Here is a 14,680-nt window from a genome sequence, read left to right as displayed (position 1 = left end):
CCACCTCACCCCTATACGTGGTTCGGGGGGGCGTTTTTTTCCGGGCGCCTTTAATGGCATCGCGATGGGGCGCCCCGGTTTCGTCGGCCGCCCCCTTCGAGGTTGCGTACATGGTTTTGCGGAGAAAAGCACCGCAACCATCAATTGGGGAACCCCGACGGAGCGCAACCACCTCCGCGAGAGCGGCGCCGGTTTAGGCGCAAAGGGGGGCTCAGACGGTCTCGGGGAGTTCTTCGAGACCCTCCGCGACCAGCTTCGCCAGCCGGTCGAGGGCCGCGTCCGCGCCCTCGGCGTCCGACGCGAGGACGATCTCCTCGCCGCCCTGGGCGCCCAGGCCCAGGACCGCGAGCATGGAGGCCGCGTTGACGGGGTTGCCGTCGGCCTTGGCGATCGTCACGGGGATACCTGCGGCCGTGGTGGCCCGGACGAAGATGGAGGCGGGACGGGCGTGAAGGCCCTCCGCCCAGCCGACGTTGACGCGGCGCTCAGCCATGTGATGCTGCCCTTCAGAGTCTCAGGGTTGTCTAGACCAGTTTCCCACACGTGAAGCGAGCCCGGAGCGGCCTCGTGGACCGTCCGGAAAGGGGTGTCGGACCGCGGCCTCGGCCCCACTTCCCCTCGCTGCTTTCCCCACAGACTGCCTCGCGCCGTTGTCGTACGCGAGCCGTACGCTGGGGCCCATGCAGCAGACCTCGTCGGACCGGCACGAGTACCCCGCCCACTGGGAAGCCGACGTCGTGCTGCGCGACGGAGGTACCGCGCGCGTCAGGCCCATCACCGTCGACGACGCCGATCGCCTGGTCAGCTTCTACGAGCAGGTCTCCGACGAGTCGAAGTACTACCGCTTCTTCGCGCCGTACCCTCGCCTGTCCGCCAAGGATGTCCACCGCTTCACGCACCACGACTTTGTGGACCGGGTGGGACTCGCGGCCACGGTCGGCGGCGAGTTCATCGCCACCGTACGCTATGACCGCATTAGTGCCGACGGGCGTGCGGCCTCCGCCCCCGCCGACGAGGCCGAGGTCGCCTTCCTGGTGCAGGACGCGCACCAGGGCAGGGGCGTCGCCTCCGCCCTCCTGGAGCACATCGCGGCCGTCGCCCGCGAGCGCGGCATCCGCCGTTTCGCCGCCGAGGTGCTGCCCGCCAACAACAAGATGATCAAGGTGTTCACGGACGCCGGCTACACCCAGAAGCGCAGCTTCGAGGACGGCGTCGTACGCCTGGAGTTTGACCTCGAACCCACCGACAGGTCCCTCGCCGTGCAGCGCGCGCGGGAGCAGCGCGCCGAAGCACGGTCCGTACGACGGCTGCTGGTGCCCGGCTCGGTCGCCGTCGTCGGCGTCGGACGTACCCCCGGAGGGGTGGGCCGCAGCGTTCTCGACAACATCAGGGACGCCGGATTCACCGGCGGCCTGTACGCCGTGAACAAGGCCTTCCCCGAAGGGCAGAAGGAACTCGACGGCGTGCCGGCCCACCGCTCCGTGCGCGACATCGAAGGCCCTGTCGACCTCGTTGTCGTCGCCGTCCCGGTCGAACACGTCCCCCAGGTCGTCACCGAGTGCGGCGAACACGGGGTGCAGGGGCTCGTCGTGGTCACCGCCGGGTACGCCGAGAGCGGCCCCGAGGGACGCGAGCGCCAGCGCGAACTCGTCCGGCACGCGCGCACGTACGGCATGCGGATCATCGGGCCGAACGCCTTCGGGGTCATCAACACGGCAGCAGACGTACGGTTGAACGCGTCCCTCGCTCCCGAGATGCCGCGCCCCGGACGCATCGGCCTGTTCGCCCAGTCCGGCGCCATCGGCATCGCCCTCCTCTCCCGGCTGCACCGGCGCGGCGGCGGGGTCACCGGTGTCACGGGAGTCTCCACCTTCGTGTCGTCCGGCAACCGCGCGGACGTGTCCGGAAACGACGTCCTCCAGTACTGGTACGACGACCCCGACACCGACGTCGCCCTCATGTACCTGGAGTCGATCGGCAACCCCCGCAAGTTCACCCGCCTCGCCCGGCGCACCGCGGCGGCCAAGCCGCTGGTCGTGGTCCAGGGCGCCGGATCCGCCCCCCAGGGGCACGCCGTACGCGCGACACGCCTGCCGCACGCCACGGTGTCCGCGCTGCTGCGCCAGGCCGGCGTGATCCGCGTCGAGACGATCACCGAACTCGTCGACACCGGGCTGCTGCTCGCGCGCCAGCCGCTGCCCGGCGGGCCGCGCGTGGCGATCGTCGGGAACTCCGAGTCACTGGGACTCCTGACGTACGACGCGTGCCTCTCCGAGGGGCTGCGCCCGACGCCTCCGGTGGATCTGACGACGGCTGCGACAGCGACGGACTTCCACCGGGCGCTGTCGAAAGCGCTGGCCGACGACTCCTGCGACGCGGTTGTCGTGACCGCGATACCCGCGGTGGGGGAGGGGCCCGCGGAGGACACGGCGCTGGCGGAGGCGCTGCGGTCGGCGGCGGAGACCGTCCCCGGGAAGCCCGTGCTGGTGGTGCACGTGGAACTCGGGGGACTCGCGGCGGCGCTGTCGGCCGCGATGAGCACGGCACCGCGGGCGGCCTCCAAGCGAGGGGACACCCCTCGCCCCGCGGAACGACCCTCCACCGAAGTGCAGGCCCCCGAAGGCGCCGGCCTCATCCCCGCCTACCCCGCCGCCGAACGCGCGGTCCGCGCCCTCGCCGAAGCCGTGAAGTACGCCCAGTGGCGGCGCGAGGCCGTCGACCCCGGCCGGGTGCCCGAGTACGAGGACATCGACGAGAAGGGGGCCGCCGGGCTGATCGGCGGGCTCCTCGCGCGCGGGCAGGGCCTCACGCTCGGCGTCGACGAGACCTGCGAACTGCTCGGAATGTACGGCGTCGACGTCCACCGCGCGCTGCCCGCTCCCACCCCCGATGCCGCCGCCGAGGCCGCCCGCACCCTCGGCTACCCGGTCGCCCTCAAGGCCACCGCCCCGCACCTGCGCCACCGCGCGGACCTGGGCGGCGTACGCCTGGATCTCGCCGACGAGGAGCAACTGCGGCGCGCGTACGCCGAGTTGGGCGAGCTGTTCGGCAGGCCGGAGGAACTGCGGCCGGTGGTGCAGCGGATGGCGCCGCGCGGGGTCGACACCGTCGTACGGGCCGTCATCGATCCGGCGGCGGGGGCCGTGCTGTCGTTCGGGCTCGCCGGAGCCGCCTCGCAGCTGCTCGGGGACACCGCGCACCGGCTGGTTCCGGTCACGGACCGGGAGGCCGGTTCGCTGGTCCGGTCGATCCGGACGGCACCCCTCCTGTTCGGCTGGCGCGGTTCGACGCCCGTGGACACGCCTGCCCTGGAGGAACTGCTGCTGCGGGTGTCGCGGCTGGTCGACGACCATCCCGAGGTGGTCGCGGTGACCCTGGAGCCGGTGGTCGTCGCCGCGCACGGCCTGAGCGTGCTCGGCGCCTCCGTCCGCCTGGCCCCGCCGCCGGTCCGCGACGACCTCGGCCCGAGGACGCTTCCCGTCTACTGACGGACCTCCCGCGCGCGGACAGCCGCTTCCGGGGGCTGGTCCCGTGTACTGAGACGGCTGTGACAAGACCGTGCTCGGCGGTGCCTCGCAGTCAGTGGGCCACCGTAGGATGGACGTCATGGCCAAGACCAGTACGACGACCCAGGGGCTGCGTGCGGCGATCGAGCGCAGCGGCTACTACCCGGCCCTCGTGGCCGAGGCGGTGGAGGCCGCCGTGGGCGGCGAGCCGATCCGGTCGTTCCTGGTCCACCAGGAGACCACGTTCGACCAGAACGAGGTGCGCCGGCATGTGACCGTGCTGGTCCTCACCGGCAACCGCTTCATCGTCAGCCACACCGACGAGCAGGCCGCCGACACCACCTCCCCGACGCCGTACGCCACGACGTCCACGGAGTCCGTGAAGATCGGCCGGATCTCGTCGGTGGTGCTCAGCCGCGTGGTCGCCAACCCGGAGTCGTACAAGCCGGGCACACCGCCCCGCGAGGTCGTGCTGACCATCGGCTGGGGCGCCGTCTCCCGGATCGACCTGGAGCCGGCCGCCTGCGGCGACCCCAACTGCGAGGCGGACCACGGCTACACGGGCAACTCGACGGCGGACGACCTGAGCCTGCGCGTCAGCGAGGCCGGGGACGGCCCGGAGACGGTGCAGCAGACCCTCGCCTTCGCGCAGTCGCTCTCCGAGGCGACCGCGGACGTTCCCCGCTGATGGCGCAGCCCGCAACCTGGGACCTCCCCGAACCTCTCGCCGTAGCCTCCGCGCCCGTCCCCGAGTACGGCTCCGGCTCCCTCGCCGACCTGCTGCCCACCCTGGCCGCAGGCATGGGCGTACCCGGCACGGCCGCGGCGATCCCGGAACTGACCGCGGCCGACCGCAACTGTGTCTTCCTGGTCGACGGCCTCGGCTGGGAGCAGATCAAGGACCATGCCGACGAGGCGCCCTATCTGCACGCGCTCCTCGGCAGCTCGCGCGGCGGCACGGGACGCCCGCTCACCGCCGGCTACCCGGCGACCACCGCGACCTCCCTCGCCTCCGTCGGCACCGGCCTGCCGCCCGGCGCGCACGGTCTGCCCGGCTACACCGTGCGCAACCCGGACACCGGCGCGCTGATGAACCAGTTGCGCTGGCAGCCGTGGACCGAGCCGAAGTCCTGGCAGCCGTACCCCACGATCTTCCAACTCGCCCAGGACGCGGGCGTGCACGCCGCCCAGGTGTCGTCGCCCACCTTCCAGAACACCCCGCTGACGAAGGTCGCGCTCAGTGGCGGAACGTTCCTCGGACGGCTGACCGGCGAGGAGCGCATGGACCTAGCGGCCGAGCAACTGGCCGCCGGGGACCGCTCTCTGGTGTACACGTACTACGCCGAACTCGACGGCGCGGGTCACCGCTACGGCGTCGCCTCCGACACCTGGCGCGGCCAACTCATGTACGTCGACCGGCTCGTCCAGCGCCTCGCCGAGCAACTGCCGCCGCGCAGCGCGTTGTACGTCACCGCCGACCACGGCATGATCGACGTGCCCTTCGACGAGGAGCACCGCATCGACTTCGACGCGGACTGGGAGTTGCGCGCCGGGGTCGCCCTGCTGGGCGGAGAGGGCCGCGCACGCCATGTCTACGCGGTCCGGGGCGCCGAGAACGACGTACTGACCTGCTGGCGCGAGGTGCTCGGCGAACAGTTCTGGGTGGCCTCGCGGGACGAGGCGATCACGGCGGGCTGGTTCGGCCCGACGGTCGACCGGCGGGTCTACGACCGTCTCGGCGACGTGATCGTGGCGGCCCGGGACGACGTCCTGGTCATCGCGTCCGAGCGGGAGCCGAAGGAGTCGGCGATGGTCGGCAACCACGGTTCCATGACCCCTGCCGAACAGCTGGTCCCCCTGCTCGAAGTACGCTCCTGAAGCCCCACCGTCCCCCTGCTTCGCCCTCTTCGCCGAAAGGTGCTCAACTTCCCATGCCCGAGCTGGTGTTCTTCTCCGGAACGATGGACTGCGGGAAGTCGACCCTGGCGCTCCAGATCGAGCACAACCGCTCGGCGCGCGGCCTGGCAGGGGTGATCTTCACGCGGGACGACCGCGCGGGCGAGGGAAAGCTTTCCTCACGCCTCGGCCTGGTCACCGACGCGGTGGAGGTCGAGGACGAGCAGGACCTGTACGGGTATCTCGTCGACCACCTCTCCCAGGGCGGCCGCGCGGACTACGTCATCGCCGACGAGGCACAGTTCCTGGCGCCCGTCCAGATCGACCAACTCGCGCGCGTGGTCGACGACCTGGGCCTGGACGTCTACGCCTTCGGCATCACGACCGACTTCCGCTCCAAGCTCTTCCCCGGCTCCCAACGCCTGGTCGAACTCGCCGACCGCGTCGAGGTCCTCCAGGTGGAGGCCCTCTGCTGGTGCGGCGCCCGCGCCACCCACAACGCCCGCACGATAGGCGGCGAGATGGTCGTCGAGGGCGCCCAGGTCGTCGTAGGCGACGTCAACCAGGCGGAGGCCATCGGCTACGAGGTCCTGTGCCGCCGCCACCACCGCCGCCGCATGACATCGGCTACGGCACGGGCGGCGGCGCTGTCACCGGATGTACTGCCGATGACGTCGGCCTAGTTCTCCGTAGAATCGTTCAACGATGCGGACAGTCGCTGCGTCGCACCGCACCGGAAGCGACTCGGAGAGCTAGCGCGGCTCCTGGATCAACGAGAACATCGCGCCCTCGGGGTCGGCGACCGTGGCCACGCGGCCGTGGGGGCTGTCGTGGGCTGGTTCCAGGGTGTGGCCGCCGAGGTCTGTGACGCGGCGCAGGGCCTCGTCCGTGTCGGCGACCTCGAAGTACGTCATCCAGTGCGGGCCCCGGTCGCGGGGGAGGGCCGTGCCGACTCCGTGGATGCCGGCGACCGGGGTGCCGTCCAGGTTCAGGGTGACGTAGTCGAGGTCGGCGGACTCGACGGGGACCTCCTCGTAGCCGAACACCGCCTCGTAGAACTTGGCGACGCTCGCGGTCTCGAACGTCAGCAGCTCGTTCCAGGCGGGGGTGCCGGGGACACCCGTGATGGACGTACCGAGGTGTTCCGCGACCTGCCAGATGCCGAACACCGCCCCGGACGGGTCGGAGCCGATGGCCAGGCGGCCCGCCTCGGCCGCGTCCAGCGGGCCCACCCCGACCGTGCCGCCGCACATCCGTACCGTCTCGGCCGTCTGGTCCACATCGTCAGAGGCGAGATACGGCGTCCAGGCGATGGGCAGATGCCGGTCGGGCGGCAGCTGGCCGATGCCGGCGACCTCCTGCCCGTCGAGCAGGGCCCGCGCGTAGGGGCCGAGCTGATGGGGGCCGGGTTGGAATTCCCAACCGAACAGCTCTCCGTAGAACTCCTGAGTCGTCGTCATGCCGTGCACCATCAGACTCACCCAGCAGGGTGTGCCCTGCGTACGCCGAGTGTGCGTGTCGCCGTTCAGGCCGGCCGACCCCCGTGCCTCGGTCATCGTCACCTTCTCCTCGGCCCCTCGCGGTGGCCGTTTCTTCCGCACTGCGGATCCGCGTGCCGCAGCCGCGTCACGCCCCGAGCCGATGCTCGCACCCCCTGCGGCGCCGCGCGCCCCGGCCGCGCCGTCGACGGGCGGCTCACGTACTGAGGATGCCCGGTCTGTGGCCCCTCGTCCGTTTCTGGTTGATTGCCGTGGGGTGTCCATCGGTTGTACACCATGTGCTCGATCCCGTACGCCTCGTGATCGAGACTGTCCGGCGGGCAGAGTAGTCGGACCCGGCCGTGTCGGCCACCCCTTGCGCGAGGATGGTGGCCATGAACGCCATCATCTCCGCATCCGAACTGGCGAGCGATCTGGCCGGGACGAACCCGCCGGTCCTCCTCGACATCCGCTGGCAGCTCAGCGTCGCCAAGGCCGCAGGTGAACCGCCCTTCGACGGACGCGCCGAGTACGCGGCCGGGCACATCCCGGGCGCCGTCTACGTAGACCTCGACCAGGAGCTGGCCTCGGCCCCCGGCACCCGCGGCCGGCACCCCCTCCCCGACACCGCGAGCTTCGGCGCCGCGATGCGCCGAGCGGGTGTATTCGCCGACCGCTCGGTCGTCGTGTACGACGGCGGCCAAGGCTGGGCGGCGGCCCGCGCGTGGTGGTTGCTGCGCTGGGCGGGTCACCCGGACGTGCGGGTCCTCGACGGCGGCCTTCCCTCTTGGGAGGGTCCTTTGGAGACCGACGCGCCGCCGCCGGCCGAGGGCGACTTCACGCCGGAGCCGGGTGCCGTGCAGCTCCTGGACGCGGACGGAGCCGCCGCGCTGGCCCGCAGTGGGGTCCTGTTCGACGCCCGCGCGGGGGAGCGTTACCGGGGGGAGGTGGAACCGATCGACCGGGTCGGCGGCCACATCCCGGGCGCCGTGTCCGCGCCGACCAACGAGAACGTGGGCACCGACGGCCGCTTCCTCCCGGCGGAGGAACTGGGCGCCCGCTTCAAGTCGTTGGGCGCCACGGAGGGGACGGGCGTCGGCGTCTACTGCGGCTCGGGTGTCTCGGGCGCCCACGAGGTGCTGGCCCTGGCGGTGGCAGGCATTCCGGCCGGTCTCTACGTCGGCTCCTGGTCGGAGTGGTCTGCGGACCCGGAGCGACCGGTCGCCGTGGGCCCAGATCCCCAGTAACGCCCGTACGACGACGAGGGCCCGCTGCCGAACCTGCAGCGGGCCCTCGCCTACGAGCAACTGTCCTGCTACTCCTGCTTCTTCCTTCTTGTCCCGAAGACGATCTCGTCCCAGCTCGGGACCGCCGCTCTGCGGCCCGGGCGGACGCCGTCCGCCTCGGCCTGGCGGTCGGTGGAGCCGATGAGCCGGTCGCGGTGGGCACCGACGGAGCGGGGCATGAGGACGTCCGCGTAGGCCGAACCGGCCGAGGCCGCAGGCGCCGGGGGCTCCTCCGCCTCCGGTTCCTCGACGGGCTCCTCAGGGGCCTCCGAGGGGCGCTCGGGGACCACCATGTCGCCGCGGAAGCTCGGTACCGCCTCCAGGAGGCTGGTCAGCGAGTCGCGCTCGCTCTCCTCGACCACCTCGGGCGACGGCAGCGCGGGACGCTCCGGCCGCTCAAGGGCACGGTCGAGCGGGCGGTCGCGCGGCAGCCGGGCGATCCTCGGGACGAACGGGAAGCTGGGCTCTGGGGTGGCGGAGAGGTCGTCGGACTCGCCGATCAGCGAGCGCGCCTCGTCGTCGACGGCCTGGACGAGCCGCCGGGGCGGGTCGTACGTCCAGCTCGCCGAGTGCGGTTCGCCCGCGACCCGGTAGACCAGCAGGACCTCCCAGGTGCCGTCGTCGCGGCGCCAGGAGTCCCACTGGACGGTGTCCTTCTCGGCACCGCGCAGCGTCAGCCGTTCCTGCACGGCCTCGCCGAGCTGGGGTCCGGCGTTCTCACCGGGGCGGCGAACAGGGGTCTTCCGGGCACGCTCGGCCATGAAGGCACGCTCGGCGAGCACGGGGCCCTCGAAGCGGCGCACCCGGTCCACGGGGATGCCGGCGAGTTGCGCGACTTCCTCCGCGGAGGCGCCGGCACGTATACGTGCCTGGATGTCTCGGGGGCGGAGATGGCTCTCCACCTCGATCTCGATCTGGCCGAGGCGGGGACGGTCGCCGCGTACGGCGGCGCGCAGACGCTCATCAATCGGAAGCGTGTACTCCGTGCTGTCCGCAGCCTTCAGCACCAGCCGTGTGCCGTCGTTAGAGACGGCCACGACACGCAGTTCGGGCATGGGGACCTCCCGGGTGGTGCCTGCCGACGTCACGTGCGTCGCTGCTTCCGCTAGTCGAGTGTGGCCTGCCCGGGTGCAGCCTGCCACAACCTTGCCGAGTTGCCCGGCGTGTCGGGCAGGGGCCCGAACTCGCCGTTATGGCACGGTTACCTATTCGCAACGCTAAGTGACCAACTACGTCACCCTGTGCAACTGGCCCCCTCTGGGCGGTCCAAAAGGCCGCGGACGCCCTGGCGGGAGACCGCACCCAGGGCTCGCAACAGTACTCCATTTGGACCACGTGCGTGGATTGGCACGCCACCCAACTTCCTGCGGGGGGCGGGACTTGACGGTCCGGAGCGGGGTTCGGGCGATCTTGAAAGTGGCGTACTTCACGCAATAGCCCGAAACGGAACGGTCCGAGCGTCCCGCACGTCGCGGGGAACCGGCTCCGGCCGATTCCCCGCCCGCCGCGCCCGACGGCTCGTCGGCTACTGCCCCAGCACCCTCCGCAAGTATTCGTTCTGGAACCGCCGTTCGGGATCCAGCCGGTCCCGCAGCGCCGTGAACTCGGCGAAGCGCGGATAGACCCCGGCGAAGTACTCGGCGTCCCGGGTGTGCACCTTGCCCCAGTGCGGCCGACCCTCGTGCGCGGTGAGGATGCGCTCGGCGGCGGTGAAGTACGCCTGATACGGCGTGCCCTTGTACATGTGTACGGCGATGTAGGCGCTGTCCCGGCCGGAGGCGGTGGACAGGGCGATGTCGTCCGCCGGCGCGGTACGGACCTCCACCGGGTAACTGACCCTGAAGTCGGACTGGTCGACCATCGCCTTGAGTTCCCGCAGCGTGTCCACCAGGGCCGCGCGCGGGACAGCGTACTCCATCTCGACGAACCGCACCCGGCGGGGCGAGGTGTAGACCTTGTAGGGGATGTCCGTGTACGTCCGCGTGGACCAGGCCCGGGTGGAGATCTGGGCGATAGTCGGAATGGCCGCGGGTGCCGCGCGGCCGACCCAGTTGGCCACCTGCCAGAGGCCGTTGGAGACGAACTCGTCCTCGAACCAGGCGGCCACCTTGCCCACCGGTTGCTCCGGGCCCGCGCTGCGGTTGTTGCGCTTGGTGTTGGTGCTGCCGGTGTGCGGGAACCAGTAGAACTCGAAGTGCTCGTTCTCGGCCCAGAGTTCGTCGAAGCGTCCGGTGACCTCGTCGAAGGTCATCGGCTCCTCGCGGGCCGTGAGCAGGAAGACGGGCTCCACGGCGAAGGTGATCGCGGTGACGACGCCCAGGGCGCCGAGGCCGATCCGTGCCGCCGCGAAGACGTCCGGGTTCTCCTTCGCGGAGCAGGTGAGCACCGAGCCGTCCGCCGTCACCAGTTCAAGTCCCCTGATCTGGGCGGCTATGGAGGCCGACTCGCGTCCGGTGCCGTGGGTGCCGGTGCTGGTCGCCCCGGAGACCGTCTGCTCCATGATGTCGCCCATGTTCGTGAGCGACAGGCCCTCGCGCGCGAGAGCCATGTTGAGTCTCTTGAGCGGGGTGCCCGCCTCGACCGTGACCGTCAACGCATCGCGATCAATGTTGCGGATGCCCGTCAACAGTTGAGGGCGGATCAACACACCGTCCGTGGCGGCGATCGATGTGAAGGAGTGCCCACTGCCGACGGCCTTCACCGTCAGACCGTCCTCGCCGGCCCTCCGGACGGCCGCGGCCAGTTCCTCGACGGAGGCGGGCGTGACCTCCCGCGCGGGCCGGGACGCTACGGTCCCGCCCCAGTTACGCCACGTGCCGTTCTTCGCGCTCGCTGTGGTGCCCAACAACGGTGCCTCCCCGACCCGGTGCCGGTCTGCTGAGCCGGCGGTACCCGAGGAAACCGACCGCGACCGCGACGGCTCCGGCGACCACCGGAACCCCGTACCCGGCCCGCGCGTCGGCTGCGTCGATCACCCAGCCGGCGACCGAGGAACCGAGCGCGACCCCGACCGCCAGGCCGGTGCTCACCCAGGTCATGCCCTCGGTGAGCTTCGCGCGAGGTACGTGCTCTTCTATGAGGGACATCGTCGTGATCATCGTGGGTGCGATGGACAGTCCCGCAAGGAACAGCGCCACGGCCAGAAGCGGCAAGTTTCCGACCAGTAGGAGGGGGATCATACTCACGGCCATCGTGCATATGCCCAGCAGCCACCGGCGTTCGGGCGCTCCCCGGAAGCGCAGCAGCCCGAACACGACTCCGGCCACACAGGACCCCGCCGCGTACAGGGCGAGCACCACACTCGCGCCGCCCTTGTGACCCCGCTCGTCGGCGAACGCCACGGTGACCACATCGACCGCCCCGAAGATCGCCCCGGTCGCCACGAAGGTGGCCACCAGCACCTGGAGACCGGCCGCCCGCAGCGCCGAGCCACCGCCCTCGGCGCCCCGCACGCGCGGGTGCGGCGCGGGCTCGGTGGCGCGCTGCGCCGTCAGCCAGAAGACGCCGACCGCCAGCAGGAAGCAGGCGGCCAGCAGCGGGCCCGCCTCCGGGAACCACACCGTGGACAGCCCGATGGAGATGATCGGCCCGAAGATGAAGCACACCTCGTCCACCACGGACTCGAAGGAGTACGCTGTGTGCAGCTGCGGGGTGCCCCGGTAGACGGCCGCCCAGCGTGCGCGGACCATCGCGCCCAGACTCGGCACCGAGCCGATACCGGCGGCGCACACGAACAGCACCCAGTCCGGCCACCCGAAGCGGGCGGCCAGCAGCAGCCCGGCCGCCGCGGTCAGCGCGACGAGCGTCGCCGGACGCAGCACCCGCCGCTGCCCGTACTGGTCAACCCACCGCGAGATCCGCGGCCCGATCGCGGCGGCGGCCAGCGCGATGGTGGCCGACAGCGCGCCCGCTAGGCCGTAGCGCCCGTTGATCTGGGAGACCATCGTGACCACGCCGATGCCCATCATCGACAGGGGCATCCGGCCGAGGAACCCCGCGGCGGAGAAGCCCTTGGAGCCGGGGGCGGCGAACAGGGCGCGATAGGGGCTGGGCACGGGTGACTCCGGTCGAAGGGCGCGGTGGCGGCTCGGTGGTGGTGCGGCGGTGATGTGATGACGGCTCAGTAAGGTGCGAATGCGGCTGATACAGCTTACGAGCAGGTCCGGCCCGATGCACCCGCCCGTACTGCCTCCCACACACACCGCCCCGGAAGCCCCGGGTTCGCGGCCCGGCACCCCTCCGTTTCCCGGCTGTCAGTGGCGGGTGGCAGGATCGGAGACATGCCAGACGCGCTCGATGCCACTCCCTACGACGCCCTGCTCCTGCTCTCGTTCGGCGGCCCCGAAGGCCCGGACGACGTGGTTCCGTTCCTGGAGAACGTGACGCGCGGGCGAGGCATCCCCAAGGAACGCCTCAAGGAAGTGGGGCAGCACTACTTCCTGTTCGGCGGGATCAGTCCCATCAACGACCAGAACCGCGCCCTCCTGGACGCCCTCCGCAAGGACTTCGCGGACCACGGCCTGGACCTGCCGGTCTACTGGGGCAACCGCAACTGGGCCCCGTACCTGACGGACACCCTGCGCGAGATGGTCGCCGACGGCCGCCGCCGCATCCTCGTCCTGGCCACCAGCGCCTACGCCTCCTACTCGGGCTGCCGCCAGTACCGGGAGAACCTCGCCGACTCCCTGGCCACCTTGGAGGCCGAGGGGCTGGAGGTGCCGAGGATCGACAAGCTGCGGCACTACTTCAACCACCCCGGCTTCCTGGAACCGATGATCGACGGGGTGCTCGAATCCCTCGCCGACCTCCCCGAGGACGTCCGTGACGGCGCCCACCTCGCGTTCTCGACCCACTCCATCCCGACCGCCGCCGCCGACAGCTCCGGCCCGGTCGAGGACCACGGAGACGGCGGGGCGTACGTCGAGGAGCACCTGGACGTGGCCCGGCTGATCGCCGACGCGGTCCGCGAGCGCACCGGAATCGACCACCCCTGGCAGCTCGTCTACCAGTCCCGCTCCGGCGCCCCGCACATCCCGTGGCTGGAGCCCGACATCTGCGACCACCTGGAGGAGCGCCACGCGGCCGGCGTCCCCGCGGTCGTCATGGCACCCATCGGCTTCGTCTCCGACCACATGGAGGTCCTCTACGACCTCGACACGGAGGCCAAGGCCAAGGCCGAGGAACTGGGCCTGCCCGTACGCCGGTCGGCCACCGTGGGCGACGACCCGCGCTTCGCCGCCGCAGTCCGCGAGCTGGTCCTGGAGCGCGCCGCCGTGGAGAGCGGGCGCCAGGTCACCCCCTGCGCCCTGGGCGCCCTCGGCGCGAGCCACAACCTCTGCCCGGTCGGCTGCTGCCCGGCCCGTGCCTCGCGTCCCGCCGCCGCGGGCGCCGACAGCCCCTACGCATGAGGAGCGCCGTGACCGACCCCCTGCACCAGGAACTGCTGGCACTCGCCCAGGAAGCCGCCCACAAGGCCGGCGCGCTGCTGCGGGACGGCCGCCCGGCCGACCTCGCGGTCGCCGCCACCAAGTCCAGCCCGATCGACGTCGTCACCGAGATGGACATCGCGGCCGAGAAACTGATCACCGATCTGATCTCCGAACAGCGGCCCGACGACGGGTTCCTGGGCGAGGAAGGTGCCTCCGTCACCGGCACCAGCGGTGTCCGCTGGGTCATCGACCCGCTCGACGGCACGGTCAACTACCTGTATGGACTGCCCACTTGGTCCGTCTCCATCGCGGCCGAGCTGGACGGCGAGACCGTCGCCGGGGTCGTCGCGGTCCCGATGCGCGGCGAGACGTTCCACGCGGTGCTCGGCGGCGGGGCGTGGGCCACGGGCGCGTGGGAGGGCGAACGCAGGCTCGCGTGCCGGCCCGCGCCGCCCCTGGAGCAGGCGTTGGTGTCGACCGGCTTCAACTACGTCACCGAGGTGCGGGTCCATCAGGCCGATGTGGCGCGGAAGTTGATCCCGTTGCTGAGGGACATCCGGCGGGGCGGCTCGGCGGCCGTTGATCTGTGCGATGTGGCCGCGGGGAGGTTGGACGGTTTCTACGAGCGGGGGCTGAACCCGTGGGACCTCGGCGCGGGAGACCTGATCGCCCGGGAGGCGGGCGCCCTGACCGGTGGACGGCCCGGAGAGCGGCCCGGACGGGATCTGGCGGTGGCGGGGAGTCCGGGGGTGTTCGAGCCGCTTCAGAGGCTGCTGGAGGACTTCGGGGCCTGGCACGACTGACGGGGCGGTGTTGAGGGGGTGCCGGGGAGGTGGGCCGGTGTTGAGAAGGCGCCGTTCGCACCTCTTTTGGTTCGGTCGCCTTCGGGGCGCTTCAAGCCGGTGTCGAGAGGCCCACCGTGCTCGGCGCTGCGCGCCTCCGCGCTCCCCCACTCTCGGCTTCGCTCGAGCGGGAGGGGCCCCCACGCCCTGTCGACACCGGCGCGCCCCTACGGCTCCCTCTCGGCCGGCGCGTGGGGACAGTGGGAGTTGGTGGGCCCTCACCGTGGGTTGTGGTGGGCGCGG

General features: G+C 71.5%; 12 protein-coding genes. 7 read left to right on the top strand and 5 right to left on the bottom strand.

Translation table 11 applies throughout. The features are described 5' to 3' along the window. Nucleotides 1–211 precede the first annotated feature (211 nt). Nucleotides 212–493, bottom strand: coding sequence for an HPr family phosphocarrier protein (locus ACFXC1_RS36550; RefSeq protein WP_019072943.1), 282 nt, complete (start codon nucleotides 491–493; stop codon nucleotides 212–214). A 187-nt stretch (nucleotides 494–680) separates the two neighbouring features. Between ACFXC1_RS36550 and ACFXC1_RS36545 the strand changes: the two genes are divergently transcribed. From ACFXC1_RS36545 to ACFXC1_RS36530, 4 genes are all read left to right on the top strand, one after another. After that, nucleotides 681–3,488 (top strand): bifunctional acetate--CoA ligase family protein/GNAT family N-acetyltransferase, encoded by a 2,808-nt coding sequence (locus ACFXC1_RS36545; protein ID WP_381251152.1) that lies wholly within the window; start codon nucleotides 681–683, stop codon nucleotides 3,486–3,488. A 118-nt stretch (nucleotides 3,489–3,606) separates the two neighbouring features. Continuing rightward, nucleotides 3,607–4,194: a DUF5998 family protein gene (locus ACFXC1_RS36540; RefSeq protein ID WP_381251150.1), complete on the top strand. Its 588-nt coding sequence runs from the start codon at nucleotides 3,607–3,609 to the stop codon at nucleotides 4,192–4,194. Further along, nucleotides 4,194–5,384, top strand: coding sequence for an alkaline phosphatase family protein (locus ACFXC1_RS36535; RefSeq protein ID WP_381251148.1), 1,191 nt, complete (start codon nucleotides 4,194–4,196; stop codon nucleotides 5,382–5,384). Before ACFXC1_RS36540 ends, ACFXC1_RS36535 begins: the two co-directional genes overlap by 1 nt. 53 nt (nucleotides 5,385–5,437) lie before the next feature. After that, the gene (locus tag ACFXC1_RS36530; RefSeq protein WP_381251146.1) at nucleotides 5,438–6,085 is read left to right on the top strand and encodes a thymidine kinase; all 648 of its coding nucleotides are present in this window, start codon (nucleotides 5,438–5,440) and stop codon (nucleotides 6,083–6,085) included. A 69-nt stretch (nucleotides 6,086–6,154) separates the two neighbouring features. Here ACFXC1_RS36530 and ACFXC1_RS36525 read toward each other — a convergent pair whose 3' ends face one another. Then, complete coding sequence (locus ACFXC1_RS36525) at nucleotides 6,155–6,958, bottom strand: VOC family protein (protein ID WP_381251145.1); 804 nt, start codon at nucleotides 6,956–6,958, stop codon at nucleotides 6,155–6,157. A gap of 317 nt (nucleotides 6,959–7,275) precedes the next feature. Between ACFXC1_RS36525 and ACFXC1_RS36520 the strand changes: the two genes are divergently transcribed. After that, on the top strand, nucleotides 7,276–8,127 hold the full coding sequence (locus ACFXC1_RS36520; protein ID WP_381251144.1) for a sulfurtransferase: 852 nt from the start codon (nucleotides 7,276–7,278) through the stop codon (nucleotides 8,125–8,127). A 68-nt stretch (nucleotides 8,128–8,195) separates the two neighbouring features. Here ACFXC1_RS36520 and sepH read toward each other — a convergent pair whose 3' ends face one another. The 3 genes from sepH to ACFXC1_RS36505 all read right to left on the bottom strand — a co-directional run bounded on the left by sepH (nucleotide 8,196) and on the right by ACFXC1_RS36505 (nucleotide 12,221). Then, a complete protein-coding gene (gene sepH, locus ACFXC1_RS36515; RefSeq protein ID WP_381251142.1) occupies nucleotides 8,196–9,221 on the bottom strand; it encodes a septation protein SepH in 1,026 nt (341 codons plus the stop codon). A 470-nt stretch (nucleotides 9,222–9,691) separates the two neighbouring features. Beyond that, nucleotides 9,692–11,011 (bottom strand): D-arabinono-1,4-lactone oxidase, encoded by a 1,320-nt coding sequence (locus tag ACFXC1_RS36510; RefSeq protein ID WP_381251140.1) that lies wholly within the window; start codon nucleotides 11,009–11,011, stop codon nucleotides 9,692–9,694. Further along, nucleotides 10,971–12,221 carry an MFS transporter gene (locus ACFXC1_RS36505; protein WP_381251138.1) on the bottom strand — a complete coding sequence of 417 codons (1,251 nt, stop codon included), beginning with the start codon at nucleotides 12,219–12,221 and terminating at the stop codon, nucleotides 10,971–10,973. Before ACFXC1_RS36505 ends, ACFXC1_RS36510 begins: the two co-directional genes overlap by 41 nt. Before the next feature lie 225 nt (nucleotides 12,222–12,446). On the opposite strand from ACFXC1_RS36505, the gene ACFXC1_RS36500 reads away from it, so the two are divergent. Both ACFXC1_RS36500 and ACFXC1_RS36495 read left to right on the top strand, forming a co-directional pair. Then, a complete protein-coding gene (locus ACFXC1_RS36500) occupies nucleotides 12,447–13,574 on the top strand; it encodes a ferrochelatase (protein ID WP_381251136.1) in 1,128 nt (375 codons plus the stop codon). A gap of 8 nt (nucleotides 13,575–13,582) precedes the next feature. Next, the gene (locus ACFXC1_RS36495) at nucleotides 13,583–14,398 is read left to right on the top strand and encodes an inositol monophosphatase family protein (protein ID WP_381251135.1); all 816 of its coding nucleotides are present in this window, start codon (nucleotides 13,583–13,585) and stop codon (nucleotides 14,396–14,398) included. Nucleotides 14,399–14,680: the final 282 nt, after the last annotated feature.

Origin of the sequence: Streptomyces hokutonensis (assembly GCF_042751305.1) — a bacterium.
Lineage (GTDB): Bacteria > Actinomycetota > Actinomycetes > Streptomycetales > Streptomycetaceae > Streptomyces > Streptomyces hokutonensis_A.
The sequence above is the reverse complement of the archived record's forward strand: the minus strand, read 5'-3'. Positions and strand labels throughout refer to the sequence as shown.